The organism is Corynebacterium curieae (genome assembly GCF_027570035.1).
GTDB lineage: Bacteria > Actinomycetota > Actinomycetes > Mycobacteriales > Mycobacteriaceae > Corynebacterium > Corynebacterium curieae.
Genome location: NZ_JAKMUU010000001.1, coordinates 724252 through 737396, shown reverse-complemented (window position 1 = coordinate 737396; position 13145 = coordinate 724252). Strand labels below are relative to the sequence as shown.

The following is a 13145-nucleotide window of genomic DNA, read 5'->3' as shown; positions in this document are numbered from 1 at the left end:
TGGGACTCAATTAACTTACTTGACGAATCTCTTTTGAATTTATGCATTTTTTCGAGAAGCCCATCGTATTAGCGCCTATGGCTGGCGGTCCATCCACTCCCGATTTGTGTGCTGCGGTTTCTAAGGCTGGAGGTCTTGGATTTTTAGCATCGGGATATCTTTCTACTGATGACCTTGCTGAGCAAATTACGATAGTTGAAAACCAGACAGAAAGATTTTACGGAATAAACTTATTCTGTCCACCTTCTGTTAATGAAGAGGATAGTGGTTCCTACTCTGCATACCGCGACCAGTTGATTGAAAAATTAACATTCTCTTCCGAATTGCCTAAAGAACCAATATGGTCGGATGATAATTATGAAGAAAAACTTGATATTGCGATAGGTTCTCGTGCTAAATTCATCTCCTTCACTTTCGGATATCCTGAAAAAGCAACAATTAAATCGGTCCAAGCGAAGGGAAAAAATGTTGTTCTCAACGCCACGACGCCAGAGGAAATTGATCACGTACTAGACCTTGGTGCTGATGTTCTTGCACTACAAGGAAAGAACGCCGGAGGTCATCGTGCCACTGTTATTAGCAGTGAACAGGCTGGAACATCTTATACATCCAGCGATCTCCTCAGGTATGCAGTCTCTAAAACTCGCTTACCGATATTCGCGGGAGGCGGCGTTGGTACCGCTTCTGATGTTGTGGAACTGATTAGGGCGGGAGCAACTGCAGTGATGGTCGGAACTCGCTTCCTCACTGCCAATGAAGCAGGTACAAAACAGACACACCGTCGGGCGATTCTAAATTTCACTGATCGAGAGACGGCGACTACACGAGCTTTTTCTGGGAAGATTGCCCGATCCATACGAAACGATTTTATCGATCAATTCAGCTCGATAGCGCCTGCTATGTACCCAGAAATCCACTATTTGACAGCACCCATTCGGGCTGAAGCAAATGCAGATGGAAACCCCGAGGCGCTTAACCTATGGGCTGGAGATGGTTTTGGTCACTGCCGTGAAGACTCGGCAGAAAATATTATTGATGAACTTCTCTCTTACTCTCGAACATGGAGGCAACAAGGAAGGGGCTCCTCAGATAGCTAAAGAAGAGTAGGTTGTCATCGATCAGGTTTGTGCGACAGTAAAGGTAGTTCATATGAACACACGAGCCCTCACACTTCAGGGGACACTTGGTCTATCGGTAGCAATGGGTATTGGAAGGTTTTTTATACCCCGATGCTTCCGATTATGATGGTGGCTTTGAATTGGTCGGATTCAGTGTCCGCGTGGGTCGCAACATCAAATTATTTGGGTTATCTTGCTGGATCAGTGGTGCTGTCGAAAAACTGGTTGCGACCAACAGAGAAATCCTATCGAGCGAATTTGATGTTTTCGACCTTGTTGCTTGCCTTAATGGCAGCAACGGATAGTCCAATACTGCAAGTCGTAATTCGGTTCCTGGCCGGTGTTTCCTCTGTTGTGATATTTGTGTGCATCACGCAATTTGTTGCGCATAATCTCAAAAAGCCCAATCTTGTTGGGATCGTCTATGGCGGTGTCGGTCTAGGTATTACGGTTTCTGGGGCTACCGTTTGGCTGTTTGGACAGAGTCTCCAGTGGGGTATGTTATGGCTGACAGCAGCGTTCATCAGCGCAGCATTCAGCGTTTTTGCATGGCGTTGGCCAGTTACCGAACAAGATCCTTCTAGTCTGACCGGCGGTTCGGAAAGTTCTTCGAATCAGCGTTCTGTGGAGAGCAAACGCTTAGCGTTTCGGTTACTCGACTCTGGATATTTTTTCCAGGGGTTTGGCTACATCATCATCGGCACTTATCTGGTGGCTTTGGCTGAGCCAGTGTTTGGAGATACAGCGGCAGCATTGACGTGGGTACTCGCAGGCATCGCTGCTATTCCATCACCATATTTCTGGTCGTTTATGGCTGAGCGTTTTGGCAGACGTATAGCGTTGATGACTTGCTATGGATTACAGGTTATTGGCGCTATTGCCGCTATATTTGGGTCATCAACGATCTTTCTCATTGTTGCTGCCGTCCTCTTCGGCACTACGTTTATGGGCGTTACGATGCTCACAATCTCTACTGGGATTGCACACGACATTCCTGGTGGATCTGCTCGTTTAACAACGTGGTATAGCATGGGACAGGTTGCTGGACCTGCAATTATTGGCCTGGCTTTCGCTGATTCTATTGTCTCCGCGTTCATCGTGGCTGGCGTTGCAATTCTTATCGGAATGATCAGTACTCAGCTGTCGAGACTATAATCATTCCCTAACTGTCAACTGTAGCGTGTGCGTTATCGAGCAGGACTCATTATTTGGTTCTAGGTCTCCGGATTCTGTGTACGGTATGCCACGTTTTCGTGAGTTGAAGCGTCCTGGGTTTAGTTCCGCTTCTTTTACTACCCCCAAGGCCCGTGGACGTCAGTGGGGGAAGTTGAGTTGGCGACCTTGCGGTGGGTGCATTGGTAGAACACCAAGCGTCTTCACGAAGCGTTGGACTACGCCACCCCGCAGAAAGTAGAAATCGAGTACCATCGCACCCAGCCCGTCAATACGGGGTAGTAGAAGAAGCGGAACTAAACCCAGGACGCTTCAAATTGAAGAGTCCCAGGTTTTGTTCCGCTTGAGTAGATGGGAAAATCTTCGAACATACCAAGGAAATTTGACCAGGATGCTAAGGACCGTGTGGTCGGGCCTGGCCCCCGGAAAGTAGACACGTCGGGGGGGTGTCCCTATGTTTTTGTCAAGTGCCAGACCGATGTTGACGAGCACAGTCTTGGGAGTAGTTTCTTAGGCGTGCCTAGGAGCCGGCCAGCGTGTGCTGGTCGGCTTCGTCTTTGGGGCTTTATGCGGCGACGGGGCGTGGCGGGATTTCGCGGAAGAACTCCTTGTTTTTCAGCATCGCGTAGATGACATTGCATCGGCGTCGTGCCAGGCAGATGACTGCTGCGTTGTGGCGTTTTCCTTCAGCGCGTTTGCGTTCGTAATACCGCCGTGACGGTTCGTGGCTGCGGATAACTGCGAATGCGGAGTAGAACAAGGCGTTTTTCAGTCGTTTATTGCCTGACCGTGCCGGGAATTCACCTCTGATCGACGAACCGGATCGTCTAGTCACGGGTGCTATTCCAGCATAAGCAGCTAAGTGGCCAGCACTAGCGAAGTCGGAGCCATCACCGATCGCAAGAAGGATCTGCGCTGCGGTCTTGATGCCGACTCCGGGCATACTCATCAAGACCTCACAAAGAGGGAAATCAGCGAGCATCTCTTCAACCTGCTCAGCAATGGTGTTTCGTTGCTCTTTGAGGGCCTGGATGTTTGCAGCCAGTTGAGGAATTACTAACTCGGCGGCATCGCTTCCAGGCACGGTGACTGTTTGAGCTTTCAGCGCTGTAAAAATGTCGTCTACCAGCGGGGTGGGGTCTTTACGTGTGCGCTTGATCATCCAGTTCAACACTCGTTGGTATCCGGCTCTTTTTAGCCCCTGCGGTCCCTTGTAATGGATCAATAATTCCAGGATCGGCGTGCGAGTCAGGGTGCTACCAGCAAAAACTCGTTCCAGGCTGGGGTAGATCTGGGTGAGGACACTGCGAAGCCGATTGACAGTGCGAGTGCAATCGCGGGCGATGTCATCATCGAAGCCGGACAGCATCTTTAGGGCGGAGAGTACCTCATCATTGCGGTCGACGGCACGTAGCGTGTGGGGCATTGTGCGGGCGGTGTCGGCGATGATGAATGCGTCGCGTTTGTCTGTTTTTGCACGTCCCGGATAGAGATCTGCAGCTTTGCGCATCGCAAGACCTGGCAGGTATCCGACTTCGCAACCGCAGTCCCGGGCTACAGCAATCGGTAGTGCGCCGATGGTGTTGGGTTGGTCGACGATCACGAGCACGGTGCCAAGCTTCTGAAGCTGGTGAAAAACGCCTGCTAGTTCGGATTCGAGTTGAGGCAACGGTTTGTCGAAGACCTTGTTGCTATCACGGTCTAAGGCGCAGGCGTGGTGTTCAGATTTGCTGACGTCTAACCCAAGGAATATGTCGATGGAATGCTCCGGAGACATGATGAGCTCCTAGAAAACGAGATGGGTATGGCGTTGTTCCAGTCGCTGGTGTCATGACCTTCGTTGCAAGCACCCACGTTACAAAGAGACCTAGTTTAAAACTGGCCGTGTCCCTATCAGCTGTCATCGAAAGTCCTGGCACCCGGCGGCAACACCCCCCGGATTATGGAAACTACAGGGCAGGTAAGCCATACCGGGACCAGCGACTATCCCCATTATCGGGGACACTCACAAGGTAACGGGAATGCGACCGGGGAAGCCCAACGCATGTGGGCCTCGAGCATTCGCGTTTTAGCGCTTCAGCCCCGCGATCATGGTCTTCAAGTTGCTGCGCAGGAAATCCTCGTAGGTTCCCGCGACCGTGCCCGGCTTGCCGAGCTCATCGGAGTGCAGTGGCTCGTCGAAGATCGGAATCCCGGCCTCCTTCGAGACGGTCTTCATGGGGCGCGTATCCACGTTCGACTCCACGAACAGGTGCTTCGGGCGCTTGTCCTTCAGCTGGCGCACGAGGTGTCCGATCTGCGCGGGGGAGCCGTTTTCATCCGTGTCGATCTGCCAGATATACAGCTGCTCCATGCCGTAGGTGTCGACCATGTATTGGAAGGCATGTTCACTGGCCACGAGCACACGATCCTCCTTCGGCAGCGCACCGATCTGCTCGCGGTAGTCGGCGTCGATGCTCTCCAGCATGGCCTTGTACTCCGCCCCCTTCTCCTCGATGTGCTCGGCACGCTCGGGCAGGGCCTCGGCCAGCGCCGCGGTCACGTTCTCGGCCATCGCGATGCCGACGGTCGGGTCCAGGAAGGCGTGCGGGTTGATCTCCTGATTGCCCTTTTCGTCCTTGAGGTACTTCGGTTCCACGCCCTTGGTGGCCTCGACCATCTGGGAATCGTCCAGGCCCGCGGTGTTTTTCAGTTTCGCGAGCCAGCCGTGCTCACCGCCCTCGAGGTTCAGCCCGTTGTAGAACAGCAGGTCGGCGTCGCTCGTCGCATCCAGGTCCGCGGGCAGGGGGTCGTAGTCGTGCGGGTCCGTGCCGGTCGGCACGAGGTTATGGACGTCCACCGCCTCGCCGCCGATCTCCTCCACCAGGTCCGCCAGCAGCGTGAAGGTGGTGACGACGTTCAGCTGCTCACCGTCTGCCTTCTCCTCCGTCGAGAAGGTCACGGCCCCGAACACGAGGGCACCGCCCACCAGGAGGGCCAACAGCGCGGCCAGTGGCTTATTGCCCAGCGAGCGAGCAATCAGTCCCTTGCCTGGCGCGAAGAGGAAAGCCAGCAGGAACAGCGCGCTGGCGGTCAGCACGATCGTCACGCCGGAGGACACGTTGTAGCTATAGCTCAGGAACAGCCCCACTACGGAGCTGAGCGCCGAGAGCGCCACTGAAAGCCCGATCATCACTCCCAGCCGGTTCGTCAGCAGGTACGCCGCCGACGCCGGAGTAATCAGCAGGGAGACCACCAGGATCACGCCCACCGTCTGCAGGGAAATGACCGTCACCAGCGTGAGCACCACCATCAGCCCGTAGTGGATTGCCCGCACGGGCACGCCAGCCGACTGCGCCATGACGGGGTCGAAGGTGCTGAGCTTGAGCTCCTTGTAAAAGACCAGCGTGAGAATCAGCACGGCAGCGGCAATACCGATCGAGAGGTTGCGGTCGGCGTCCTGAACGGTCAGGACGTTGCCGAAGAGGATCTCCGTCAGATCCGTCGCCGTCTGCGCTTTCGCCATGAGCAGCACGCCGATCGCGAAGAAGGTGGAAAAGACGATGCCGATCGCCGAATCGTTCTTCACAGTGGAGCGTTCGCCGATCAGCCCGATCGCCAGTGTGGCGAGTAGACCCGCGACCACCGCCCCGAGGAAGAGGTTCGTGCCGAGCAGGTAGGAGGCCGCGACCCCCGGTAGTACGGCGTGCGAGATGGCGTCGCCGATCAGGGCCATGCCGCGCAGCACGATGAAGCTGCCGACGATGCCGCAGGCCACGCCCACGATCACCGAGGTGATCAGCGCGTTTTGCAGGTAGCCGTGGCTGAGTAGTGAGTCGAGGAACTCCGCGATCATGCTGTCTCCTCCTGGAGGGCTGCCTGCCGTGGCGTGGGGTGGGCTGGTGCTGACGGCTCGCGGATGACGAGCGCGCCGAAGGCCTTCTGCAGCACGTCGGGGACGAAGACCTCCTCGGTGGGACCCGCCGCGACGAGCTCGCCGTTGAGGACGATGAGGTCGTTGTAGTAGCCGCGCACCGTGTTCATGTCGTGGTGCACGACGACGACGTGCTTGCCCGCGTCCGCCATCTGCCGCAGCAGGGTCACGATCGTCTTCTCGCTGGGGACGTCGATGCCGACGAAGGGCTCGTCCAGGAAGATGTACTCCGCGTCCTGGACGATGGCGCGGGCAAAGAGGACGCGCTGGAACTGTCCGCCCGAGAGTTCGCTGATGTGGCGGTGGCGAAAGTCCCACATGTCGACGTCCTTGAGAGCCTGGGTGGCTGCTTCGCGTTCGGCCTTGCCGGGGCGGTGGAAAAGACCCAGGCGCGGGTAAGTGCCCATCAGGACGGTGTCGAAGACGCTGGTGGGGAAGTTGCGGTCGAGGTCAGAGCGCTGCTCGATATAAGCGATTGCGCGGCGCTGCTCGGCGGGGGCCTTGCCGTCGAGGGTGACGGGGTAGCCGGCAGGGGCGCCGGTGGGGCCTGTGCCGTGGACGTTGTGTTTGTCCAGGATCTGGAGCATCGCCTTCATGAGGGTGGATTTGCCTGAGCCGTTGGGGCCGATGATGCCGTGCATGCCGGGGGAGTCGAGGGTGAAGCTGATGTTCCGAATCGCGGTGTTCGCGCCGTAGCTCACGCTCAAGTTCTGGACGCTAATACTCATGGCAGCCAAGAATAGTGGTCAGTTCAATGAATCACCAAATTCAATGTATTGAACTTTGGGGTGGGGTGGTGTTGGGGGGTGTCCCTATGTTTTTGTCAAGTGCCAGACCGATGTTGACGAGCACAGTCTTGGGAGTAGTTTCTTAGGCGTGCCTAGGAGCCGGCCAGCGTGTGCTGGTCGGCTTCGTCTTTGGGGCTTTATGCGGCGACGGGGCGTGGCGGGATTTCGCGGAAGAACTCCTTGTTTTTCAGCATCGCGTAGATGACATTGCATCGGCGTCGTGCCAGGCAGATGACTGCTGCGTTGTGGCGTTTTCCTTCAGCGCGTTTGCGTTCGTAATACCGCCGTGACGGTTCGTGGCTGCGGATAACTGCGAATGCGGAGTAGAACAAGGCGTTTTTCAGTCGTTTATTGCCTGACCGTGCCGGGAATTCACCTCTGATCGACGAACCGGATCGTCTAGTCACGGGTGCTATTCCAGCATAAGCAGCTAAGTGGCCAGCACTAGCGAAGTCGGAGCCATCACCGATCGCAAGAAGGATCTGCGCTGCGGTCTTGATGCCGACTCCGGGCATACTCATCAAGACCTCACAAAGAGGGAAATCAGCGAGCATCTCTTCAACCTGCTCAGCAATGGTGTTTCGTTGCTCTTTGAGGGCCTGGATGTTTGCAGCCAGTTGAGGAATTACTAACTCGGCGGCATCGCTTCCAGGCACGGTGACTGTTTGAGCTTTCAGCGCTGTAAAAATGTCGTCTACCAGCGGGGTGGGGTCTTTACGTGTGCGCTTGATCATCCAGTTCAACACTCGTTGGTATCCGGCTCTTTTTAGCCCCTGCGGTCCCTTGTAATGGATCAATAATTCCAGGATCGGCGTGCGAGTCAGGGTGCTACCAGCAAAAACTCGTTCCAGGCTGGGGTAGATCTGGGTGAGGACACTGCGAAGCCGATTGACAGTGCGAGTGCAATCGCGGGCGATGTCATCATCGAAGCCGGACAGCATCTTTAGGGCGGAGAGTACCTCATCATTGCGGTCGACGGCACGTAGCGTGTGGGGCATTGTGCGGGCGGTGTCGGCGATGATGAATGCGTCGCGTTTGTCTGTTTTTGCACGTCCCGGATAGAGATCTGCAGCTTTGCGCATCGCAAGACCTGGCAGGTATCCGACTTCGCAACCGCAGTCCCGGGCTACAGCAATCGGTAGTGCGCCGATGGTGTTGGGTTGGTCGACGATCACGAGCACGGTGCCAAGCTTCTGAAGCTGGTGAAAAACGCCTGCTAGTTCGGATTCGAGTTGAGGCAACGGTTTGTCGAAGACCTTGTTGCTATCACGGTCTAAGGCGCAGGCGTGGTGTTCAGATTTGCTGACGTCTAACCCAAGGAATATGTCGATGGAATGCTCCGGAGACATGATGAGCTCCTAGAAAACGAGATGGGTATGGCGTTGTTCCAGTCGCTGGTGTCATGACCTTCGTTGCAAGCACCCACGTTACAAAGAGACCTAGTTTAAAACTGGCCGTGTCCCTATCAGCTGTCATCGAAAGTCCTGGCACCCGGCGGCAACACCCCCCGGATTATGGAAACTACAGGGCAGGTAAGCCATACCGGGACCAGCGACTATCCCCATTATCGGGGACACTCACAAGGTAACGGGCGAGCGGGTGGGCGTCGTAAAGCGCCTGCGTCTTACCCACTGACTTGGGCAACATGAGTGCGACGATGAGCATCATGAGGCCGAAGAGGATCAGGCCAACGGAGGCGAGGAGGCGCCACGGCGACGTGGGGTCGATGAAGATCCACGCGGCGATGCCACCGGCAATACTGAGGATGAAGAGCGCGATGCCGGAGAGCACCATGTTCTTGGTCTCGCGCACCATTTCGTTGTGCTGCTTCGCAAAGTCCTCGTCGACGTCGAACTTGAATACCTTCATGCCACTCATGGCATTCAAGTCTAAAGGTCGGCGGAATCGACCAACCAGTACGCGTAGGCTTGCTCGGCGAGGAAGCGTTGCCGGTGCATGGCGTATTCGGAGTCCAGGGTGTCGCGGGCAACGACGGTGTAGAACACTGCCTCCGCGCCGTCGGCTTTGGGCCGCAGCAAACGCCCCAGACGTTGGGCTTCTTCTTGTCGCGAGCTGAAGGTACCGGAGACCTGGATGGCCACGGCGGCTTCGGGCAGGTCGATGGAGAAGTTCGCCACCTTCGACACCACCAGTGTGGAGATGTCGCCGTCTCGGAACGCTTGGAAGGCCTCTTCGCGCTTTTCGGTGGTGGTTTTTCCGTCGACCGAGGGAGCGTCGATACGCGATGCGAGCTCCTCGAGATGCTCCACGTACGCGCCGATGATCAAGGTCTGCTGCCCCTTATGCGTCGCAAGAAGCTTGTCGACGACCTCCAGCTTACCCGCCGAACAAGCCGCCAGACGATATCGTTCGCGGGCCTCTGCGGTGGTGTAGGTGAGGCGTTCTTCGTCGGTAAGCGTGGTGCGCACTTCCACGCACTCGGCGGTGGCGATGTAGCCGGCCATCTCGAGTTCTTTCCAGGGGCGTCGTCGCGCTTGGGCCCGATGAGGGAGAACACGTCGTCCTCGCGGCCGTCCTCGCGCACGAGTGTGGCGGTCAGTCCCAGTCGGCGGCGCGACTGGAGGTCCGCGGCCATGCGGAAGATTGGGGCGGGCAGGAGATGGACTTCGTCGTAGATGATTAAGCCCCAGTCGCGGGAGTCGAAAAGCTCGAGCGCCCGGTACTCGCCCTTCGTCTTGAGGGTGACCACCTGGTAGGTGGCGCTGGTGACGGGGCGGATCTCCTTTTTCTCACCGGAGTATTCGCCGATTTCTTCCGTGGTCAGGGTGGTGCGGCGCAGCAGTTCGTCGCGCTACTGGCGGCCGGCGACGGTGTTGGTGACCAAGATCAAGGTGGTGGTCTGCGCCTGCGCCATCGACGCCGCGCCGACAATGGTTTTGTCGGCGCTGCAGGGTAAGACCACCACACCGGAGCCGCCCTGCCAGAAGGATTCGCCGTCGACGTAGCCGGCGAGGTCCTCCACGGGCCAGCCCAGCTTCGTCAGCTCCTGTTTGATTTGGCCGCGGGCGGAGGGGTGGACGGGGACCGTGAGGTCGTCGATAGGCTTCGCTATGAGGGGCTGGATTTTCTGGCGGCGGGTGACCTCGGTGAGGATCGGGGGGTCGTCCGCCTCCAGGATGAGCCCGTGGGCGGGGTGTTTCACCAGCTTCAACCGGCCGTAGCGGGCCATGGTCTCGGCGACGTCTACGAGCAGCGCCGGCGGGACGGGGAAGCGGGAGTAGCGCTCGAGCACGTCCACGGCCTGCTCGGCGTCAAAGCCGACGGCGCGGGCGTTCCACAGTGTAAGTGGGGTGATGCGGTAGGTGTGGATGTGCTCAGGCGCGCGCTCGAGCTCCGCGTACGGTGCGAGTGCCGCGCGTGCCGCGCCCGCTTCCGGGTGCGAGACATCGGGGAGGACCGCCTTGTCCGACTGAACAATGAGTGGACCGTCACCTAAAGGCATACGGGACATTATGCCTGCGGGGTAGTCGCCTGCACCAACGCAGCACTCATCGCGAGTGTTGCTGCGGGTAAGTGCAGGTTTTGCGGCTCCATGTGCTTGAGCATGATGTGAGCAGACCAAGTACCAAACCCATCTGACCAGTTCATGTTATAGCGACAGCTTGCGATTCAAGTAATGAAAGCGCTTCCAAAAATTTTCGCCAGGTTAAGTTACTCGTAACCGAAGTTTTACCACCAGGGTGAATAATGTCCGATGAAAGCGCGTTCACGGGTGATTCGGAGTTCCCGTTTCGAACGAGGACCGCTTCCTGATCCCACTTAGTTTTCATCGAAAGGCCATCTTCGTGAATCACACCTCTATCTTGAAGAAAGCAGCCGCGCTGATCACTTCGGCTGCCGTCGCTATCTCCCTAACGGCCTGCAGCTCGTCCTCTGAAGGCGGCTCGAACGATCCGCTCGTCATCTACTCCAATTCCGTTTCCGACGGCCGCGGTGAGTGGCTCTCTGAGAAGGCGGCTGAGGCCGGCTTCACGGTTGAGTTTGTGAACCTCGGCGGTGGTGAAATTCAAGACCGCCTCGTTGCTGAAAAAGCCAACCCGATGGCTGACGTGGTCTTCGGTTTGAACAATGTCTTCTTTGAGCATCTGAAAGCTGATGGGGTCCTAGAACCGTACAAGCCAGATTGGTCTAACAAGGTTGAGGCGGGTCTCGGCGATGATGAGCAGTACTGGCCGATCGTGCGCGAGCCAATCATGCTCGTTTATAACGATGCGGCATGCACCGAAGCAGACGCTCCAAAGGACTGGACTGACCTGTGGGAACAAGATCGCTTCCACAACCGCTATGAGGTTCCGTCTGGTCTTGGCGGCGCAACTACGCAGATGGTGCTTTCCGGTATCCTCTCCCGCTATCTCGACGAAACAGGCGACTTGGGTGTGTCCGACGAGGGATGGAACGCAATCGAAGCCTACTTCAACAACGGTGTGAAGTCCGTGAAGGGTACTGACCTTTACGCCCGCATGAAGGCCGATGAAGTTGACGCTGGTCAGATGTGGCTGGCAGGCAAGGCGAACCGCGAGAAGGAGTACGGTATCGAAACCAGCGCTGTTCACCCTGCGATTGGTGTGCCGATGGCGACCCAGCACATTGCAAAGGTGGCAGGCAGTGACAACGCCAAGGCCGAGGAGTTCATCAACTGGTTCGGTTCGGGCGAAATTCAAGCTGCGTGGTCAAACGAGTTCTTCACAGCTCCCGTGAACAAGGATGCCCTCGCTGGGGCTAACCAAGATGCTGTTCAGCAGACTGATTCTTTCAAGGCCCAGGACATTGATTGGCCGACTGTAGCGAAGAACCTTCCGTCTTGGATTGAAAAGATCGAGCTGCAGTACCTGTAAGGTCCGCCCGAACCACGATCTGGCTTAAAGCCTCGTTTCCTGAAGACGAAGCTTTTATTCTGAAAAACTTTCCTACAAGCCACTTCGGAGATCCCAATGATCAAGTTTGACCACATCAAGGTTGTCTATGGCGACTTTGTTGCAATCCCCGACTTCAACCTCGACGTCCACGAGGGTGAGTTCTTCACTTTCCTTGGCCCTTCCGGATGCGGTAAATCCACCGCACTTCGCGCACTTGCAGGCTTTATTGCACCGTCTTCAGGAATGATTGCGATTGACGGTAAGAATGTAACTTACGCTCACCCGTCAAAACGCGGGATTGGTATGGTGTTTCAAAACTACGCGCTGTTCCCGTCGATGAATGTGCGCGACAACATTGAATTCGGCCTCAAAATGGCCAAATTGCCGAAGGGTGAGATTTCAGAACGGGCCACCAGAGCGGCGCGGCAAGTATCCCTCACGGACGAGCAACTAGGTAAGCAAATTTCTGAGCTATCCGGCGGCCAGCAGCAGCGCGTTGCTATCGCGCGAGCCCTGGTCATGGAACCAAGTATTCTGCTCCTCGACGAGCCGTTGTCGAACCTCGACGCGCGCCTTCGAAAGCAGCTGCGTATCCAGCTGAAGGACATCCAGTCCGAGGTGGGGATCACCACGGTCTACGTCACCCACGACCAAGAAGAAGCCCTTTCGATGTCCGACCGCATCGCTGTGCTGAACGAGGGGCGCATCGAACAGGTTGGCACCCCACGCGAACTATATGAAGAATCGGCAACGGAGTTTGTCTGCACCTTCCTCGGGCAGGTGAATGGGCTCAGCGAAGCTCAGATTGCTGAGCTGAATAACCAAGGAGCGCACCTCTCTCCGTCGCACACGCACTATATCCGGCCAGAGCGACTGACGATCCAACCTGCTGAAGCTCAGTCGAGTGCCGGCAGCGCCCTACGACTCCCCGCGACAGTTGTCGGCGAAAGCTACCTGGGTGACCACTCCGTTCTCGAGGTCAACGCGCTCGGCGCTCCCTTGCGGGTTAACGTGTCGGGGCCAATCCCACAGAACATCGTAGGCCGCGAAGTCACGCTGCTGCTAGAAGACTCCTCCATTAACAGCTTCGACGCAGACGGTCGCCGGGTAGCGAAGTAGGAGATGAACCGATGAATAAAAACCTTTTATCGATTCGCTCGATGTTGAAGTCCCCCCTCAACATCGTGGTTCTCATCGTGATGGCATACGTTCTTATCACCTTCTTGATCTGGCCGAACCTCTCACTCCTACTGGGAGTGTTCAGACAGAACGGCGA

Annotated in this window: 10 protein-coding genes and 2 pseudogenes; 5 read left to right on the top strand and 7 right to left on the bottom strand. The window is 56.6% G+C overall.

Features of this window, described 5'->3' with window-relative positions; genetic code table 11:
- The first annotated feature begins 41 nt into the window (after positions 1 to 41).
- The 3 genes and pseudogenes from L8V01_RS03440 to L8V01_RS03430 form a co-directional block, all read left to right on the top strand.
- Positions 42 to 1097 carry an NAD(P)H-dependent flavin oxidoreductase gene (locus L8V01_RS03440; RefSeq protein ID WP_269945740.1) on the top strand — a complete coding sequence of 352 codons (1056 nt, stop codon included), beginning with the start codon at positions 42 to 44 and terminating at the stop codon, positions 1095 to 1097.
- A 132-nt stretch (positions 1098 to 1229) separates the two neighbouring features.
- A complete protein-coding gene (locus tag L8V01_RS03435; RefSeq protein WP_269945739.1) occupies positions 1230 to 2273 on the top strand; it encodes a YbfB/YjiJ family MFS transporter in 1044 nt (347 codons plus the stop codon).
- Positions 2274 to 2411: 138 nt separating this feature from the next.
- Positions 2412 to 2573 (top strand): annotated as a pseudogene (locus L8V01_RS03430) (integrase core domain-containing protein); the annotation flags it as partial.
- A gap of 283 nt (positions 2574 to 2856) precedes the next feature.
- On the opposite strand, the gene L8V01_RS03425 reads toward L8V01_RS03430, so the two are convergent.
- The 7 genes and pseudogenes from L8V01_RS03425 to L8V01_RS03395 all read right to left on the bottom strand — a co-directional run bounded on the left by L8V01_RS03425 (position 2857) and on the right by L8V01_RS03395 (position 10601).
- On the bottom strand, positions 2857 to 4068 hold the full coding sequence (locus L8V01_RS03425) for an IS110 family RNA-guided transposase (protein WP_269945737.1): 1212 nt from the start codon (positions 4066 to 4068) through the stop codon (positions 2857 to 2859).
- Positions 4069 to 4359: 291 nt separating this feature from the next.
- Positions 4360 to 6126 (bottom strand): metal ABC transporter solute-binding protein, Zn/Mn family, encoded by a 1767-nt coding sequence (locus L8V01_RS03420; RefSeq protein ID WP_269945738.1) that lies wholly within the window; start codon positions 6124 to 6126, stop codon positions 4360 to 4362.
- Entirely contained in the window at positions 6123 to 6932 is an 810-nt protein-coding gene (locus tag L8V01_RS03415; protein ID WP_035006260.1) for a metal ABC transporter ATP-binding protein, read from the bottom strand. The genes L8V01_RS03420 and L8V01_RS03415 overlap by 4 nt, the downstream gene beginning before the upstream one ends.
- A gap of 197 nt (positions 6933 to 7129) precedes the next feature.
- A complete protein-coding gene (locus L8V01_RS03410; protein WP_269945737.1) occupies positions 7130 to 8341 on the bottom strand; it encodes an IS110 family RNA-guided transposase in 1212 nt (403 codons plus the stop codon).
- Between the two features lie 172 nt (positions 8342 to 8513).
- Entirely contained in the window at positions 8514 to 8870 is a 357-nt protein-coding gene (locus L8V01_RS03405) for a hypothetical protein (RefSeq protein WP_269945736.1), read from the bottom strand.
- Between the two features lie 11 nt (positions 8871 to 8881).
- Positions 8882 to 10455, bottom strand: a pseudogene (locus L8V01_RS03400) (DEAD/DEAH box helicase).
- Positions 10456 to 10463: 8 nt separating this feature from the next.
- Complete coding sequence (locus tag L8V01_RS03395) at positions 10464 to 10601, bottom strand: hypothetical protein (RefSeq protein ID WP_269945735.1); 138 nt, start codon at positions 10599 to 10601, stop codon at positions 10464 to 10466.
- Between the two features lie 197 nt (positions 10602 to 10798).
- Between L8V01_RS03395 and L8V01_RS03390 the strand changes: the two genes are divergently transcribed.
- Together L8V01_RS03390 and L8V01_RS03385 are read left to right on the top strand one after the other, a co-directional pair.
- Entirely contained in the window at positions 10799 to 11848 is a 1050-nt protein-coding gene (locus tag L8V01_RS03390) for an extracellular solute-binding protein (protein WP_269945734.1), read from the top strand.
- A gap of 96 nt (positions 11849 to 11944) precedes the next feature.
- A complete protein-coding gene (locus L8V01_RS03385) occupies positions 11945 to 12988 on the top strand; it encodes an ABC transporter ATP-binding protein (RefSeq protein WP_269945733.1) in 1044 nt (347 codons plus the stop codon).
- Positions 12989 to 13145 lie beyond the last annotated feature (157 nt).

Bases quoted from the DNA above. Each gene is read 5' to 3' on its own strand.
- L8V01_RS03440 (WP_269945740.1), top strand. From the start codon at position 42: ATGCATTTTTTCGAGAAGCCCATCGTATTAGCGCCTATGGCTGGCGGT.
- L8V01_RS03435 (WP_269945739.1), top strand. From the start codon at position 1,230: ATGCTTCCGATTATGATGGTGGCTTTGAATTGGTCGGATTCAGTGTCC.
- L8V01_RS03425 (WP_269945737.1), bottom strand. From the start codon at position 4,068: ATGTCTCCGGAGCATTCCATCGACATATTCCTTGGGTTAGACGTCAGC.
- L8V01_RS03420 (WP_269945738.1), bottom strand. From the start codon at position 6,126: ATGATCGCGGAGTTCCTCGACTCACTACTCAGCCACGGCTACCTGCAA.
- L8V01_RS03415 (WP_035006260.1), bottom strand. From the start codon at position 6,932: ATGAGTATTAGCGTCCAGAACTTGAGCGTGAGCTACGGCGCGAACACC.
- L8V01_RS03410 (WP_269945737.1), bottom strand. From the start codon at position 8,341: ATGTCTCCGGAGCATTCCATCGACATATTCCTTGGGTTAGACGTCAGC.
- L8V01_RS03405 (WP_269945736.1), bottom strand. From the start codon at position 8,870: ATGAGTGGCATGAAGGTATTCAAGTTCGACGTCGACGAGGACTTTGCG.
- L8V01_RS03395 (WP_269945735.1), bottom strand. From the start codon at position 10,601: ATGAACTGGTCAGATGGGTTTGGTACTTGGTCTGCTCACATCATGCTC.
- L8V01_RS03385 (WP_269945733.1), top strand. From the start codon at position 11,945: ATGATCAAGTTTGACCACATCAAGGTTGTCTATGGCGACTTTGTTGCA.